Here is a 13959-nt window from a genome sequence, read left to right as displayed (position 1 = left end):
CGTTACGGTCGGAGGCGTGAGCATCCAAGCCGTGGTCTGGGACGTGGACGACACACTCTTCGACTACACCGGCGCCGACCGGAGCGGGATGCGGGCGCACCTCCTCGCCGAGGGGCTGCTCGGGCGCTACGGCGCGGTGGAGGACGCGCTGGCCCGGTGGCGGGAGATCACCGACCGGCAGTGGGCGCGGTACGCGGCGGGGGAGTGCGGCTTCCAGGAGCAGCGCCGCGACCGCGTACGGGCGTTCCTCGACGCGGAGCTGGACGACGCCGAGGCGGAGGCCTGGTTCCAGCGTTACGTGGGTCACTACGAGGCCGCCTGGGGGCTGTTCCCGGACGTGCTGCCCGCGCTGGCGGCGCTCGCGCCCACCCACCGGCACGCGGTGCTCTCGAACTCCAGCATCACCGTCCAGGAGCACAAGCTGCGCACCCTCGGCCTGCTGGACCGCTTCGAGGCCGTGCTGTGCGCCGCCGAGCTGGGCGTCTCCAAGCCGCGGCCCGGCGCCTTCCTGGCCGCCTGCGAGGCGCTGTCCCTCGCCCCGCACGAGGTCGCGTACGTGGGCGACCACCCGGAGATCGACGGGCGGGGCGCGGCCGAGGCCGGGCTGCTGTCCGTGTGGATCGACCGGGGCACGGCGCCCGCGCGGGACGCCGGGGGCGCCGTCGTGCACCGCATCGCGAGCCTGGCCGAACTCCCGGCGCTGCTGCGCTCGGATACTCGTTTTGGAGCCCCGTCCACCTTCGGGTAATGTTCTTCCTGCGCCGAGGGGAACGGGCCGAAAGGCCGGAACCCCGAGGAGCGAAACGAGAACAAAAACCCTCCAGGGGGTTGAGTTCCAGTGGCCTATGGTGTAATTGGCAGCACGACTGATTCTGGTTCAGTTAGTCTTGGTTCGAGTCCAGGTAGGCCAGCTCGCAGAGCTTATCTGCAAAGCCCCCGTTGTGTAGCGGCCTAGCACGCTGCCCTCTCAAGGCAGTAGCGCCGGTTCGAATCCGGTCGGGGGTACTGATCCTGATCTTGTCGGGATCGCTAGGGCCCCCGTTGTGTAGCGGCCTAGCACGCCGCCCTCTCAAGGCGGTAGCGCCGGTTCGAATCCGGTCGGGGGTACGACTGGTCTAAACCATCATTGGTCTATGGTGTAATTGGCAGCACGACTGATTCTGGTTCAGTTAGTCTTGGTTCGAGTCCAGGTAGACCAGCTCGGACCTGCGGAAACGCAGGGTCCACGCCCCCGTTGTGTAGCGGCCTAGCACGCCGCCCTCTCAAGGCGGTAGCGCCGGTTCGAATCCGGTCGGGGGTACAGCACGAAGGCCCTCCGCTGCGGCGGGGGGTCTTCGCCGTTCCCGGCGCCGCTCACTCGAAGCCGTACCGCCGGGCCGTCTCCTCCTCCTGCGCGAGCCGGTGCAGCGCCCGCAGCGCCGGCTCGTTGAGGATCGCTCCGAGGACCGCGAACTCGACCCGCTCCGCCCCCGGCGGCAGCGTCTCCAGGTTGTCCAGGTCGCGTACGGCCGTGCGGTACATCAACTCCGCGTACGGCGCGAGCTGTTCGGCCCCCCACTCGTAGCCGAGCCGGCGGAACGCGGCCACCGCCACCACCAGCGAGCGGTACGCGGGGGAGATCGTCGAGACCCGCAGCGCGTTCTCCCAGCCCAGCCGGCCGAGCAGCGCCTCGACCTCCTGGCGCGCGGCCCGCACCCACGCGTCGTCCTCGTCCGGCTCCGGGACCTGCGGCAGCGCCCACAGCGCGGTGCCCAGCCGGATCGTGCTGCCCAGGGACTCGTCGTCCACGTGCCCGAGCACCTCGCGCACCTTTGCCACCGGCAGCCTGCCGACCTGCACCATCGCCCGGACCAGGCGCAGCCGGCGCAGATGCCCCTCGTCGTACTCCGCCGTGGTCGCGTTGAGCTGCCGGCCCGGCGGCAACAGGCCCTCGCGCAGGTAGTACTTGATCGTCGCGGTGGAGACACCACTGCGTCGGCTCAGTTCGGCCAGCCTCATGCTCTTGCGCCTTTCATTGGATAAGGGCACTATCCAATCACGCGATGAAGGGGGAAATCATGGTGTCCCGTACGACCGCCGACGCGCAGGGTGATGTCGTCGTCCTGCTGATCGGCGTACGCGTCAACCGCTTCCGGGCGGTGCACCGGTGGGTGCCGGTGATGCTCGCGATGCTCCGCATGCTGCGGGAACTGGCGCGGCACCCGGAGCGGGGACTGCGGGAGAAGATCTTGCTCACGGCGTCGCCGCGGACGTACTACGTCGTGCAGTACTGGGAGTCCAAGGAGAAGCTGTACGCCTACGCCACGGCGCCCGACGCCTTCCACCACAAGGTCTGGGCGCGGCTGAACCGCATGGAGCGGGCCGGGAAGCTGCACGGCGAGGTCGGCATCTGGCACGAGACGTACGTGGTGCCGCAGGGGTCCTACGAGGCGATCTACGCGGACATGCCGCCGTTCGGGCTGGCGGCGGCGCACGGGCAGGTACCGCTCGCCGCGCGCGGGCGGTACGCGAAGGACCGGTTCGCGTACCGGGCGGGAGAGACGGCCGGGAAGGCGGGGTCCGGGGAGAAGATCGCCTGACGGGTGGGGTGGTGAGCGGCTCCGCTCCCGTCGGTCGGGAGCCGCCGCGGCGTTGAGGCGGCTCCCGGCGGCCCACGTCGTACCGGTCGCCGTCAGCCCGTGCGGCGCAGGGCCTCGGAGAGGCGGGTGGCGGCGTCGATGACGGCCTGGGCGTGCATACGGCCGGGATGGCGCGTCAGGCGCTCGATGGGGCCCGAGACGGAGACGGCGGCCACCACGCGGTTGGAGGGGCCGCGCACGGGCGCCGAGACGGACGCGACGCCCGGCTCGCGCTCACCGATGGACTGGGCCCAGCCGCGGCGCCGCACGCCCGACAGGGCCGTCGCCGTGAAGCGGGCGCCCTGGAGTCCGCGGTGCAGCCGCTCGGGCTCCTCCCAGGCCAGCAGGATCTGTGCCGAGGAGCCGGCCTTCATCGTGAGCGTGGAGCCGACCGGGACGGTGTCCCGCAGGCCGGACAGCCGCTCCGCCGCGGCCACGCAGATCCGCATGTCACCCTGGCGCCGGTAGAGCTGCGCGCTCTCGCCGGTGACATCGCGGAGGTGGGTGAGCACCGGGCCCGCCGTCGCCAGCAGGCGGTCCTCGCCCGCCGCCGCGGCCAGCTCCGCGAGGCGCGGGCCGAGGATGAACCGGCCCTGCATGTCGCGCGCCACCATGCGGTGGTGTTCCAGGGCCACGGCCAGGCGGTGGGCCGTGGGTCGTGCCAGTCCGGTGGCTCCGACCAGACCCGCGAGGGTGGCCGGACCGGACTCCAGAGCGCTCAGGACGAGGGCCGCCTTGTCCAGAACGCCGACGCCGCTACTGTTGTCCATGCAACGATACTCACGTCTCACTCTGTGAAACGCAAGTTCAATTTTCCGCGGAACGCGCCACTCTGGATTCACACGGCGGCCCGTCCATCGATGGGCCCGGCGGCGGACGCCCGGAATCAGGGGCGCGGGCGCCGTCCTCAAGATCTCTAGTTGGGCCGGCGCACGCATGCCGGCCGGAGGGAAAGCGATGGGTAGGACACTCGCGGAAAAGGTCTGGGACGACCATGTCGTCCGGCGCGCCGACGGCGAGCCCGACCTCCTCTACATCGATCTGCACCTGCTGCACGAGGTGACCAGCCCGCAGGCCTTCGACGGGCTGCGCCAGAACGGCCGCCGGGTTCGCCGCCTCGACCTCACCATCGCGACCGAGGACCACAACACCCCGACCCTCGACATCGACAAGCCGATCGCCGACCCGGTCTCCCGCGCCCAGCTGGAGACGCTGCGCAAGAACTGCGCCGAGTTCGGGGTGCGGCTGCACCCGCTGGGCGACGTCGAGCAGGGCGTGGTGCACGTGGTCGGCCCCCAGCTGGGCCTGACCCAGCCCGGCACGACCGTGGTCTGCGGCGACTCCCACACCTCCACGCACGGCGCGTTCGGCGCGCTGGCGTTCGGCATCGGCACCTCCCAGGTCGAGCATGTGCTGGCCACCCAGACGCTGCCGATGGCCCGCCCGAAGACCATGGCGATCACCGTCGACGGCGAACTGCCCGACGGCGTCAGCGCCAAGGACCTGATCCTGGCGATCATCGCGAAGATCGGCACCGGCGGCGGCCAGGGCTACGTCCTGGAGTACCGCGGCTCCGCCATCGAGAAGCTCTCGATGGAGGCCCGGATGACCATCTGCAACATGTCGATCGAGGCCGGTGCCCGCGCGGGCATGATCGCCCCCGACGAGACCACCTTCGCCTACCTCAAGGGCCGCCCGCACGCCCCCGAGGGCGCCGAGTGGGACGCGGCCGTCGCGTACTGGAAGACGCTGCGCACCGACGACGACGCGGAATTCGACGCCGAGGTCGTCATCGACGCCGCCACGCTGTCCCCGTTCGTCACCTGGGGCACCAACCCCGGCCAGGGCGCGCCGCTTTCGGCCCACGTCCCCGATCCGGCTTCGTACGAAGACGCATCGGAGCGCCTGGCCGCCGAAAAGGCCCTGGAATACATGGGGTTGGAGGCCGGGGCGCCGCTGCGCTCCATCACGGTGGACACCGTCTTCGTAGGTTCGTGCACCAACGGCCGGATCGAGGACCTGCGCAACGTCGCCGCGATCCTCAAGGGCCGCAAAGTCGCCGACGGCGTACGGATGCTGGTCGTGCCGGGCTCGGCGCGGGTCGGTCTCCAGGCGGCGTCCGAGGGCCTGGACGTGGTCTTCAAGGAGGCCGGCGCCGAGTGGCGGTACGCGGGCTGCTCGATGTGCCTGGGCATGAACCCGGACCAGCTGGCGCCGGGCGAGCGCTCCGCCTCCACCTCCAACCGCAACTTCGAGGGCCGGCAGGGCAAGGGCGGTCGTACCCACCTGGTGTCGCCGCAGGTCGCGGCGGCCACCGCCGTCCTGGGCCACCTGGCCTCGCCCGCCGACCTGTCCGACGCCCCTGTGCCCGCTGGAGTCTGAGAAACCATGGAAGCCTTCACCACCCACACCGGACGGGCCGTCCCGCTGCGCCGCAGCAACGTCGACACCGACCAGATCATCCCCGCTCACTGGCTCAAGAAGGTGACGCGGGACGGGTTCGAGGACGGGCTTTTCGAGGCCTGGCGCAAGGACCCCGAGTTCATCCTCAACCGCCCCGAGCGGCAGGGCGCCACCGTCCTGGTCGCCGGCCCCGACTTCGGCACCGGCTCCTCCCGCGAGCACGCCGTCTGGGCGCTCCAGAACTACGGCTTCAAGGCCGTGATCTCCTCCCGCTTCGCGGACATCTTCCGGGGCAACTCGCTGAAGAACGGCCTGCTCACCGTGGTTCTGGAGCAGAAGACCGTGGGCGCGCTGTGGGAGCTGACCGAGGCCGACCCGAGCGCCGAGATCACGGTGGACCTCCAGGCGCGCGAGGTGCGCGCCGAGGGCGTCACCGCCTCCTTCGAGCTGGACGAGAACTCCCGCTGGCGGCTGCTGAACGGCCTGGACGACATCTCCATCACCCTCCGGGACGAGGCGGACATCGCCGCGTACGAGCAGCGCCGCCCCGCCTACAAGCCGCGGACCCTCCAGGGCTGACCGGGTAGCCTGTCCCGAACCCCGCGAGGGTCGGGTTTCGGCCACCCCAACGAACCCGTCTGTACCCCCGATCGCCCCGATCGGGGGTACAGGCATGTTCGGGTCCGTACGCACCCCCCTGGCGCTGGTGGTTCTCTCAACTTCCCATGTTATGAAGGGCGTTGGCAGGGTAGATGAGGCAGAGGATCGCGTCTTCCGCAAGTGCCTGGAAGGCCATTTGTGGCGGGAGTTGCCCCCTGGGCAGGCGACAACTCGCCCCAGATGGCACAATCTGTGCATGGAACACGACGGCCAACTCCAGCTCTATACGGCGGTCGCGAACCAACTCAAGGAAGCGCACGCAAGAGTGCGCGCACTGCAAGTCCCGGAGGGCGTACGGATGGCGCTGACCCGGAAGCTGCTGGTCATTACGGCTGCGGCCAAGCACGATCTCGCCGGTGCGGCAAGGCGGCTCGAGCGGTTCACCGCGGACCTCGACGAGGGTCGGATCCCCGACGAGGACCGCTGAACAGCCCGAGAGCGCCGAGTCTGTTGCGGCACAAGGGTGATAAGCCCGTTTCGTGTTTGATTTGCGGTATATATCTGCCTAACGTGCGAAAAAGCTTGAACACATTCGTTCTGGCGATGTCTCCGAAGGGGAAGACGTGAACAAGGCGCAGCTCGTAGAAGCGATTGCCGAGAAGGTTGGCGGCCGCCAGCAGGCGGCGGAAGCCGTCGATCATGTTCTGGACGCCATCGTCCGCGCGGTCGTCGCGGGCGAGCGGGTCTCGGTCACCGGTTTCGGGTCCTTCGAGAAGGTGGACCGCCCCGCGCGGTACGCCCGTAACCCCCAGACGGGCGAGCGGGTTCGGGTCAAGAAGACCTCCGTGCCGCGTTTCCGCGCCGGTCAGGGCTTCAAGGACCTGGTGAGCGGCTCGAAGAAGCTGCCGCGCGGCGGCGAGGTCTCGGTGAAGAAGGCGCCCAAGGGCAGCCTGACCGGGGGTGCCGCGGCGACGGTGAAGAAGGCCGCCGCGAAGAAGACCGCGAAGGCGGCCGCGAAGAAGACCACCGCCAAGAAGACGACGGCGAAGAAGACCACCACCCCCGCCGCGGCGAAGAAGACCACCGCGAAGAAGGCGACCGCCAAGAAGGCGCCGGCGACGGCCAAGACCGCGACGGCGAAGAAGACCACCGCCAAGAAGGCCACCGCGAAGAAGGCCCCGGCGAAGAAGGTCACCGCGAAGAAGGCGCCGGCCAAGAAGTCGACGGCCCGCAAGACCACCGCGAAGAAGACCGCCGCGCGCTAGGCGCAGGTCGCGGGCCAGGGTACTCACGCGCGCCGGGCCGGACTCCCAGTGGAGTCCGGCCCGCGGCGTGTGTAAGGGGAGTTACAGGGTCTGGAGCGTGACGAGCGTGATCCGCAGGGTGTCGTCGGCACCCTCCGTCTCGATCCGCACGCGCTGGCCGGGCCGCAGCAGCCGCAGACCGCCGCGGTCGAACGCCGCGGCGTCGAAGGGCACGGGGGTGCCGTCGTCGAGCAGCACCTGCCCGCTGCGGGTCTCGCTGTCGTAGGTGTACGCGGTCGCCTGCATGGGGTTCAGGGTAATGCGTGGTCCGTGGCCGCGCGCGGGTCCGTCGTGGCTGATCGTGCGGTTCTCCGCGCCCCTCGGCTGCGGTGAGCGGCCCGGTCAAGCGCCGGGGACCGGCAAATCGGCGCACGCCGTGGTCGTATACGGCCCGACGCCCAGCGCGAGCGCCGCCCGCAGGTCCGCGCCCGTGTCCACGTCCTGCCGTACCGAATCCACGCCCCCCAGCAGCAGTTCCTCCGCGCCGGACCCCCGGTGCCGCGCCCGTGACTCGGGGCCGAACAGCGGGTCCAATTCCCGGTCCGCGCGCGCCGCCAGCAATGTCGTACCGACCCCTGCCGCGTCCGCGAGAAAAGACCTCGGGAATTGCGCGGCGGCGGAAAGGACCCGCTCCAGCTCATCGGCCCGCAACGCCGGCAGATCGGCGTTCAGCGCGGCCACCGCGGCCCGCGGGCGCCCCCGCCGAACCGCCGCCGCCCCGTGCGCCAGCGCCGCGTTCAGGCCCCCCGCCGGAGCGTCCGGGACGATCCGCGCGCCCAGCGAGGACAGCTCGCGCCCGGCGCGGGGGTCGTCCGTGACGACCACCACATCCCCGACCCCGGCACACGCGAGCCCCGCGGCCACCGTGTCCTGGGCGAACGCGAGGACCAGGCCGGGGCGCACCGCGTCCGCCGCGGTGTCCGCGAGCCTGCTCTTGGCCCGCGACAGCGGCTTCAGGGGGATGACCAACGTCCACTGCACCGGCGTACCGCCCCTCTCTCGTCGCGATCATTGTCACCCGCAGCCGGAGGGGCGGGGCGTGTCGGGCGTACGGTGTTCTCGACAGACCGGCGCTCCGGGGCGACACTTGTGCGGCCCGCGCCGGGGTCAGCCCCCCCGTGGATAGCCCTAGAGGAAGGTGTCCTTGTGCCCCGCCGCAGAATCGGCTTCTGGTACCGCTTCGCCGCGGTGATCTGCAAACCGCCACTGGTGGTTCTGATCAAGCGGGACTGGCGTGGAATGGAGCACATTCCGGCCGAGGGCGGATTTATCACCGTGGTGAACCACAATTCCCACGTGGACCCCTTCGCATACGCGCACTATCAGTACAACACCGGGCGGGTTCCGCGATTCCTGGCCAAGAGCGGCCTTTTCAAGAAGGGAATCGTGGGCGCCGCGATGCGCGGTACCGGACAGATTCCCGTCTACCGCGAGTCCACGGACGCGCTGAGCGCCTTCCGCGCCGCGATCGACGCCGTGGAACGCGGTGAGTGCGTCGCCTTCTACCCCGAGGGCACCCTGACCCGCGACCCCGACGGCTGGCCCATGACCGGCAAGACCGGCGCCGCGCGGGTGGCCCTGCAGACCAAGTGCCCGGTGATCCCGGTCGCCCAGTGGGGCGCCAACGAACTGCTGCCGCCGTACGCGAAGAAGCCGAACCTCTTCCCGCGCAAGACCCACCACGTGCTGGCGGGCCCGCCGGTGGACCTGTCGCGCTTCTACGACAAGGAGATGACCCCGGAGCTCCAGAAGGAGGCCACCGAGGTCATCATGGCGGCCATCACCCGCCTCCTGGAGGAGATCCGCGGCGAGAAGGCGCCCGAGACGCCGTACGACCCGCGCCGCGAGCGGATCGAGCAGCGGCGCCGTACGCGGGAGCAGAACAAGGGCAGGCAGGAAGAGGAGCAGAGCAAGTGAGCACGCCAGTGCGGGTGGCCGTCATGGGTACCGGCTCCTGGGGCACCGCCTTCGGCATGGTGCTCGCCGACGCCGGCTGTGACGTGACCCTGTGGGCCCGTCGGCCCGAGCTGGCCGAGACGGTCAACTCCACCCGGATCAACTCCGACTACCTGCCCGGCGTGGAGCTGCCGGAGAACCTGTGCGCCACCGCGGACGCCGCCGAGGCGCTGCGCGACGCGGAGTTCACCGTCCTCGCCATCCCCTCCCAGACCCTCCGCCAGAACCTCGCCGAGTGGCTTCCGCTGCTCGCTCCCGACACCGTGCTCGTCTCCCTGATGAAGGGCGTCGAGCTGGGCTCCGCGATGCGGATGAGCGAGGTCATCGAGGACGTCGCCAAGGTCGGCCCGGAGCGCGTCGCCGTCGTCACCGGGCCCAACCTGGCCCGCGAGGTCGCCGCCCGGATGCCCGCCGCCGCCGTGGTGGCCTGCGCCGACGAGGCCGTGGCCCGGCGGCTTCAGGCGGCCTGCCACACGCCGTATTTCCGGCCGTACACCGAGACCGACGTGGTCGGCTGCGAGCTGGGCGGCGCGGTGAAGAACGTCATCGGGCTCGCCGTCGGCATCGCGGACGGCATGGGGCTCGGCGACAACGCCAAGGGCTCGCTGATCACCCGCGGCCTCGCGGAGACCGCGCGGCTGGGTGTCGTGCTCGGCGCCGACCCGCTGACCTTCTCCGGTCTCGCCGGTCTCGGCGACCTGGTGGCCACCTGCTCCTCGCCGCTGTCGCGCAACCACACCTTCGGCACCAACCTCGGCAAGGGCATGACCCTGGAGGAGACCATCGCGGTCACCAAGCAGACCGCGGAGGGCGTCAAGTCCTGCGAGTCCGTGCTGGATCTGGCCCGCAGGCACGGCGTCGACATGCCGATCGCGGAGACGGTCGTCGGCATCGTGCACGAGGGCAAGCCGCCGGTCGTCGCGCTGAAGGAGCTGATGTCGCGCAGCGCGAAGCCCGAGCGACGCTGAGCGAGACCGCGGGGCCGCTGCGCGAAAATGCCGCGACACTGCGCGAAATCCGCCCGTTTTTGTGCGTTCCGGGGCGGAGCCGACGCTGTATCCGGGCTCTGCCAACAGGTACTCTCAACGCGATATGAGCACCGAGAACCTTCCCCAGAGCCCTGAGCAGCCGTCGCGCAAGCCCCGCGTGGCCGTCGTGTTCGGTGGGCGCAGCTCCGAACACGGGATCTCCGTGGTCACCGCCGGCGCCGTCCTCAAGGCCATCGACCGGACGAAGTACGACGTCCTGCCGATCGGCATCACGCGGGACGGCCGCTGGGCGCTGACGGCCGACGAGCCGGAGCGGATGGCCATCACCGACCGCGCCCTGCCCGCCGTCGAGGACCTGGCGGAGTCGCACGAGGGGGACGTGGTGCTCCCCGTCGCTCCCACCAGCCGCGAGGTCGTCTACAGCGAGCCCGGCTCCGTGCCCAAGGCGCTCGGCGAGGTCGACGTCGTCTTCCCGGTGCTGCACGGCCCCTACGGCGAGGACGGCACCCTCCAGGGGCTGCTGGAGCTGTCCGGGGTGCCGTACGTGGGCGCGGGCGTGCTCGCCTCGGCCGTCGGCCAGGACAAGGAGTACATGAAGCGGGTCTTCACCTCCTTCGGGCTCAAGGTCGGCCCCTACGTGGTGATCCGGCCCCGCGAGTGGCAGCGGGACGAGGCCGCCGCGCGCAAGAAGATCGTGGACTTCGCCGGCGAGCACGGCTGGCCGCTGTTCGTGAAGCCCGCGCGGGCCGGTTCGTCCATCGGCATCACCAAGGTCGACGACCTGTCCGGGCTCGACGAGGCGATCGCCGAGGCGCAGTCGCACGACCCGAAGATCCTCATCGAGGCGGCCATCACCGGCCGCGAGATCGAGTGCGGCGTCCTGGAGTTCGAGGACGGCCCCCGCGCCTCGGTCCCGGCGGAGATCCCGCCGCCGGACGCGCACGCGTACTACGACTTCGAGGCCAAGTACATCGACTCCACGCCCGGCATCGTCCCGGCGCCGCTCACCGCGGAGGAGACCGCCGAGATCCAGCGGCTCGCGGTGGACGCGTTCGAGGCGGCGTCCTGCGAGGGGCTGGTGCGCGCGGACTTCTTCCTCACGCGGGACGGGGAGTTCGTGATCAACGAGATCAACACGCTGCCCGGCTTCACGCCGATCTCGATGTACCCGCAGATGTGGCAGGCGACCGGGGTCGGCTACCCCGAGCTGATCGACCGCCTGCTCCAGGCCGCGCTGCGCAGGTCCACCGGACTGCGCTGACCGGCGGGGCGAGCTAGCCGCGCATGGAGGCCATCCCCGTGGGGATGGCCTTCTTCACGGCCGGGGCCAGGTCTTCCAGGACCTGGGCGCTGTCGTCCGGTCCCGAGAGCTTCTTCGGCAGGATCACCTGCACATACGCCTTGCGGCCCGCCGTCGTGAAGTGCCAGGTGCCGTCGCCCTGCTTCTCCATCAGCCAGTCCACGCCGTTGACCCCGCCCGCGATCGCGTCGGGGTCCTCGCCCTGGGCCACCTTGGGGTCGATCATCTTCGGCGGCCGGACGATCCCGCAGCGCAGTATGATCGCCGGGTTTCCCCAGCCCGCCGTGTAGACGGACCGGGGTTCGGGGTCGGCACGCCGCCGCCCGTCCACCGTGGCGGGCAGCACCGCGTGCAGACTCCGGCACAGCGGGGCGGTCTTCGCGTCGGGGCGGGGCACCGCGACCGCCGCGCCGTCGTCCGCGGTGCAGCCCGCGACCGCGAGCAGCGACGCGGACGCGGCCAGGGCGGCGAGCAGGGCGGGGGGCCGGTGACGGAAGAAGTTCACCGGCCAAGCGTAGACGGGGGCTACAGATGCACGACCGGGCAGGTCAGGGTGCGGGTGATGCCGTCCACTTGCTGGACCTTGGCGACCACCATGCGACCGAGTTCGTCGACGGTTTCGGACTGGGCGCGCACGATGACGTCGTACGGACCCGTGACGTCCTCGGCCTGGATCACTCCAGGGATCTTGCTGATGGTCTCGGCGACGGTCGACGCCTTGCCGACCTCCGTCTGGATCAGGATGTACGCCTGTACCACGGAACCTCCAGGGCGGCCACGAGGATCATGTGGGGAAAAGGAACGCCACGGTATCGCGTCGCCGCTCCCCGCGGGGAGACCTGCGGGAACCGGGCTTGCGCGCCAGGGTGCGGGCGCGACGGAGGTCGGCGGTCGTCCGGGACCGTACCGGCGGCCGTTCCCGACCGCGTCGGGGTCATCTCGACGGTATCGGGGACACTGATGGGGCGCGAGTCAGCACGGTCAGGCGAAGGCAGAGAAGGGGAGTCAGGGACATGAAGGGCACGGTTGGTGAGCTCGGGGAATTCGGGCTCATCAGGGAGCTCACCTCCCGTCTCACCACCACCCCGGCGGTCCGTATCGGTCCGGGTGACGACGCCGCCGTGGTGGCCGCGCCCGACCGGCGGGTGGTGGCGAGCACCGACGTCCTGCTGGAGGGGCGGCACTTCCGCCGCGACTGGTCCACGGCCTACGACGTGGGGCGCAAGGCGGCCGCGCAGAACCTCGCGGACATCGCCGCGATGGGCGCCGTACCCACCGCCCTGCTGCTGGGCCTGGTGGTGCCCGCCGAACTCCCGGTCAGCTGGCCGACCGAGCTGATGGACGGGCTGCGCGACGAGTGCCAGGTCGCGGGCGCCGCCGTGGTCGGCGGGGATGTCGTACGGGGCGACACCATCACGGTGTCGATCACCGCGCTCGGCGATCTGCGCAACCAGGAGCCGGTGACCCGCGCCGGCGCCCAGCCCGGCGACCTGGTGGCCGTCACCGGCTGGCTGGGCTGGTCCGCGGCCGGGTACGCGGTGCTCTCCCGCGGCTTCCGCTCGCCGCGCGCCTTCGTGGAGGCCCACCGGCGCCCCGAGCCGCCGTACCACGCGGGCCCGGCCGCCGCCTCGCTCGGCGCGACCGCGATGTGCGACGTGAGCGACGGGCTGATCGCCGACCTCGGCCATATCGCCGAGGCCAGCAAGGTCCGCATCGACATCCGCTCCGGCGCGATCGACGTGCCCACGCAGATGAACGACATCGGGCAGGCCGTCGGCGTGGACCCGCTCCAGTGGGTGCTGACCGGGGGCGAGGACCACGCGATCGTGGCGACCTTCCCGCCGGACACCAAGCTCCCGGCCCGCTGGAAGGTCATCGGCGAGGTCCTGAACCCCTCCGCGCTGCCGCAGGTGACGGTGGACGGGGCGCCCTGGACCAGCGCGGGCGGCTGGGACCACTTCGGGGACATAGAGCCGTGACCCCGCCACGGGTGCTCACGGTGGCCGGCTCCGACTCCGGCGGCGGCGCCGGAATCCAGGCCGACCTCAAGACGATGCTCGCGCTCGGCGTGCACGGGATGAGCGTGCTCACCGCGGTGACCGCGCAGAACTCCCTTGGTGTGCAGGGCGTTTGGGAACTCCCGGCCGAGGCGGTGCGGGCCCAGTACCGCAGCGTGGTGGACGACATCGGCGTACAGGCCGTGAAGACCGGCATGCTGGGCTCGGCCGAACTGGTCGAGACGGTGGCCGAGTTGATCGCCGGCACGGACGCGCCCGCGGTGGTGGACCCGGTGGGTGTCTCCAAGCACGGCGACGCGCTGCTCGCCGCCTCCGCCCTGGACGCCGTGCGTACCCGGCTGCTCCCGGCGGCGGCCGTGGCGACCCCGAACCTGGACGAGGTGCGCCAACTCACCGGCGTCCGCGTCGAGTCGGAGGACGACCTGCGCCGGGCCGCGGACGCGGTGCTGGCCTACGGCCCGCGCTGGGTGCTGATCAAGGGCGGGCATCTGGCCGGTGACGCGGTGGACCTCCTGACGGACGGCACCGCGGCGGGGGAGCACTGGCTGCGCGCCCCCCGCCACGACAACCGGCACACCCACGGCACCGGTTGCACGCTCGCCTCCGCGATCGCCGCCGGGCTGGCGCGGGGCCTGACCGTGCCGGCGGCGGTCGCCGAGGCCAAGGAGTACGTCACCGGGGCGATCGCGGCGGGGTTCGCGCTGGGCGCGGGGATCGGCCCGGTGGATCACGGGTGGCGGTTCAGGAAGTGAGCGGGCCGCGCACGAGCTG

At 71.2% G+C, this 13959-nt stretch carries 17 protein-coding genes and 5 tRNA genes; 16 read left to right on the top strand and 6 right to left on the bottom strand.

Translation table 11 applies throughout. The features are described 5' to 3' along the window. The first annotated feature begins 16 nt into the window (after positions 1–16). The 6 genes from AC069R_RS12210 to AC069R_RS12185 all read left to right on the top strand — a co-directional run bounded on the left by AC069R_RS12210 (position 17) and on the right by AC069R_RS12185 (position 1300). Positions 17–748 (top strand): HAD family hydrolase, encoded by a 732-nt coding sequence (locus AC069R_RS12210; RefSeq protein ID WP_478766734.1) that lies wholly within the window; start codon positions 17–19, stop codon positions 746–748. Positions 749–839: 91 nt separating this feature from the next. Beyond that, a tRNA-Gln gene (locus tag AC069R_RS12205) sits at positions 840–911 on the top strand. A 21-nt stretch (positions 912–932) separates the two neighbouring features. Then, positions 933–1005, top strand: a tRNA-Glu gene (locus AC069R_RS12200). Between the two features lie 29 nt (positions 1006–1034). Next, positions 1035–1107 (top strand) — tRNA-Glu (locus AC069R_RS12195). Between the two features lie 20 nt (positions 1108–1127). Then, positions 1128–1199, top strand: a tRNA-Gln gene (locus tag AC069R_RS12190). A gap of 28 nt (positions 1200–1227) precedes the next feature. Beyond that, positions 1228–1300 (top strand) — tRNA-Glu (locus tag AC069R_RS12185). 53 nt (positions 1301–1353) lie between these two features. On the opposite strand, the gene AC069R_RS12180 is transcribed toward AC069R_RS12185, so the two are convergent. Continuing rightward, a complete protein-coding gene (locus AC069R_RS12180; protein WP_478766733.1) occupies positions 1354–1998 on the bottom strand; it encodes a MerR family transcriptional regulator in 645 nt (214 codons plus the stop codon). A gap of 44 nt (positions 1999–2042) precedes the next feature. Here AC069R_RS12180 and AC069R_RS12175 point away from each other — a divergent pair, with 44 nt between their 5' ends. Next, positions 2043–2579, top strand: coding sequence for a DUF4188 domain-containing protein (locus AC069R_RS12175; protein WP_478766731.1), 537 nt, complete (start codon positions 2043–2045; stop codon positions 2577–2579). Positions 2580–2671: 92 nt separating this feature from the next. Here AC069R_RS12175 and ndgR read toward each other — a convergent pair whose 3' ends face one another. Beyond that, on the bottom strand, positions 2672–3388 hold the full coding sequence (gene ndgR, locus AC069R_RS12170; RefSeq protein WP_046427375.1) for an IclR family transcriptional regulator NdgR: 717 nt from the start codon (positions 3386–3388) through the stop codon (positions 2672–2674). Positions 3389–3575: 187 nt separating this feature from the next. On the opposite strand from ndgR, the gene leuC reads away from it, so the two are divergent. From leuC to AC069R_RS12150, 4 genes are all read left to right on the top strand, one after another. After that, on the top strand, positions 3576–5000 hold the full coding sequence (leuC, locus tag AC069R_RS12165) for a 3-isopropylmalate dehydratase large subunit (RefSeq protein ID WP_478766728.1): 1425 nt from the start codon (positions 3576–3578) through the stop codon (positions 4998–5000). Positions 5001–5006: 6 nt separating this feature from the next. Continuing rightward, positions 5007–5600 carry a 3-isopropylmalate dehydratase small subunit gene (leuD, locus tag AC069R_RS12160; protein WP_478766726.1) on the top strand — a complete coding sequence of 198 codons (594 nt, stop codon included), beginning with the start codon at positions 5007–5009 and terminating at the stop codon, positions 5598–5600. A 277-nt stretch (positions 5601–5877) separates the two neighbouring features. Continuing rightward, positions 5878–6108, top strand: a complete 231-nt coding sequence (locus AC069R_RS12155; protein WP_111585543.1) for an SCO5555 family protein — start codon at positions 5878–5880, stop codon at positions 6106–6108. Positions 6109–6244: 136 nt separating this feature from the next. Next, positions 6245–6886 (top strand): HU family DNA-binding protein, encoded by a 642-nt coding sequence (locus AC069R_RS12150; protein ID WP_478766724.1) that lies wholly within the window; start codon positions 6245–6247, stop codon positions 6884–6886. Positions 6887–6967: 81 nt separating this feature from the next. Here AC069R_RS12150 and AC069R_RS12145 read toward each other — a convergent pair whose 3' ends face one another. Continuing rightward, positions 6968–7171 (bottom strand): hypothetical protein, encoded by a 204-nt coding sequence (locus AC069R_RS12145; RefSeq protein WP_478766722.1) that lies wholly within the window; start codon positions 7169–7171, stop codon positions 6968–6970. A 96-nt stretch (positions 7172–7267) separates the two neighbouring features. After that, on the bottom strand, positions 7268–7906 hold the full coding sequence (gene cofC / locus AC069R_RS12140) for a 2-phospho-L-lactate guanylyltransferase (protein ID WP_478766721.1): 639 nt from the start codon (positions 7904–7906) through the stop codon (positions 7268–7270). A gap of 165 nt (positions 7907–8071) precedes the next feature. On the opposite strand from cofC, the gene AC069R_RS12135 reads away from it, so the two are divergent. The 3 genes from AC069R_RS12135 (at position 8072) to AC069R_RS12125 (ending at position 11131) form a co-directional block, all read left to right on the top strand. Then, a complete protein-coding gene (locus tag AC069R_RS12135; RefSeq protein ID WP_478766719.1) occupies positions 8072–8842 on the top strand; it encodes a lysophospholipid acyltransferase family protein in 771 nt (256 codons plus the stop codon). Then, positions 8839–9849, top strand: coding sequence for an NAD(P)H-dependent glycerol-3-phosphate dehydrogenase (locus AC069R_RS12130; protein WP_478766717.1), 1011 nt, complete (start codon positions 8839–8841; stop codon positions 9847–9849). Before AC069R_RS12135 ends, AC069R_RS12130 begins: the two co-directional genes overlap by 4 nt. Before the next feature lie 124 nt (positions 9850–9973). Beyond that, entirely contained in the window at positions 9974–11131 is a 1158-nt protein-coding gene (locus AC069R_RS12125) for a D-alanine--D-alanine ligase family protein (protein ID WP_397983830.1), read from the top strand. A 13-nt stretch (positions 11132–11144) separates the two neighbouring features. On the opposite strand, the gene AC069R_RS12120 is transcribed toward AC069R_RS12125, so the two are convergent. Next, positions 11145–11675: a DUF3515 domain-containing protein gene (locus AC069R_RS12120; RefSeq protein ID WP_478766714.1), complete on the bottom strand. Its 531-nt coding sequence runs from the start codon at positions 11673–11675 to the stop codon at positions 11145–11147. Positions 11676–11695: 20 nt separating this feature from the next. Continuing rightward, a complete protein-coding gene (locus tag AC069R_RS12115; RefSeq protein WP_037654619.1) occupies positions 11696–11929 on the bottom strand; it encodes an Lrp/AsnC family transcriptional regulator in 234 nt (77 codons plus the stop codon). A gap of 254 nt (positions 11930–12183) precedes the next feature. Between AC069R_RS12115 and AC069R_RS12110 the strand changes: the two genes are divergently transcribed. Continuing rightward, positions 12184–13149 carry a thiamine-phosphate kinase gene (locus AC069R_RS12110; RefSeq protein ID WP_471067048.1) on the top strand — a complete coding sequence of 322 codons (966 nt, stop codon included), beginning with the start codon at positions 12184–12186 and terminating at the stop codon, positions 13147–13149. Then, positions 13146–13940, top strand: coding sequence for a bifunctional hydroxymethylpyrimidine kinase/phosphomethylpyrimidine kinase (thiD, locus tag AC069R_RS12105; RefSeq protein ID WP_397983828.1), 795 nt, complete (start codon positions 13146–13148; stop codon positions 13938–13940). Before AC069R_RS12110 ends, thiD begins: the two co-directional genes overlap by 4 nt. Positions 13941–13959 lie beyond the last annotated feature (19 nt).

This window comes from Streptomyces sp. NPDC043952 (genome assembly GCF_056435325.1).
This window is presented reverse-complemented; position numbering and strand designations above follow the sequence as displayed.

Coding starts and splice junctions, on each gene's coding strand:
- AC069R_RS12180 (WP_478766733.1), bottom strand. CDS start 1,998: ATGAGGCTGGCCGAACTGAGCCGACGCAGTGGTGTCTCCACCGCGACG.
- AC069R_RS12125 (WP_397983830.1), top strand. CDS start 9,974: ATGAGCACCGAGAACCTTCCCCAGAGCCCTGAGCAGCCGTCGCGCAAG.
- ndgR (WP_046427375.1), bottom strand. CDS start 3,388: ATGGACAACAGTAGCGGCGTCGGCGTTCTGGACAAGGCGGCCCTCGTC.
- AC069R_RS12175 (WP_478766731.1), top strand. CDS start 2,043: ATGAAGGGGGAAATCATGGTGTCCCGTACGACCGCCGACGCGCAGGGT.
- AC069R_RS12155 (WP_111585543.1), top strand. CDS start 5,878: ATGGAACACGACGGCCAACTCCAGCTCTATACGGCGGTCGCGAACCAA.
- leuC (WP_478766728.1), top strand. CDS start 3,576: ATGGGTAGGACACTCGCGGAAAAGGTCTGGGACGACCATGTCGTCCGG.
- AC069R_RS12145 (WP_478766722.1), bottom strand. CDS start 7,171: ATGCAGGCGACCGCGTACACCTACGACAGCGAGACCCGCAGCGGGCAG.
- leuD (WP_478766726.1), top strand. CDS start 5,007: ATGGAAGCCTTCACCACCCACACCGGACGGGCCGTCCCGCTGCGCCGC.
- AC069R_RS12110 (WP_471067048.1), top strand. CDS start 12,184: ATGAAGGGCACGGTTGGTGAGCTCGGGGAATTCGGGCTCATCAGGGAG.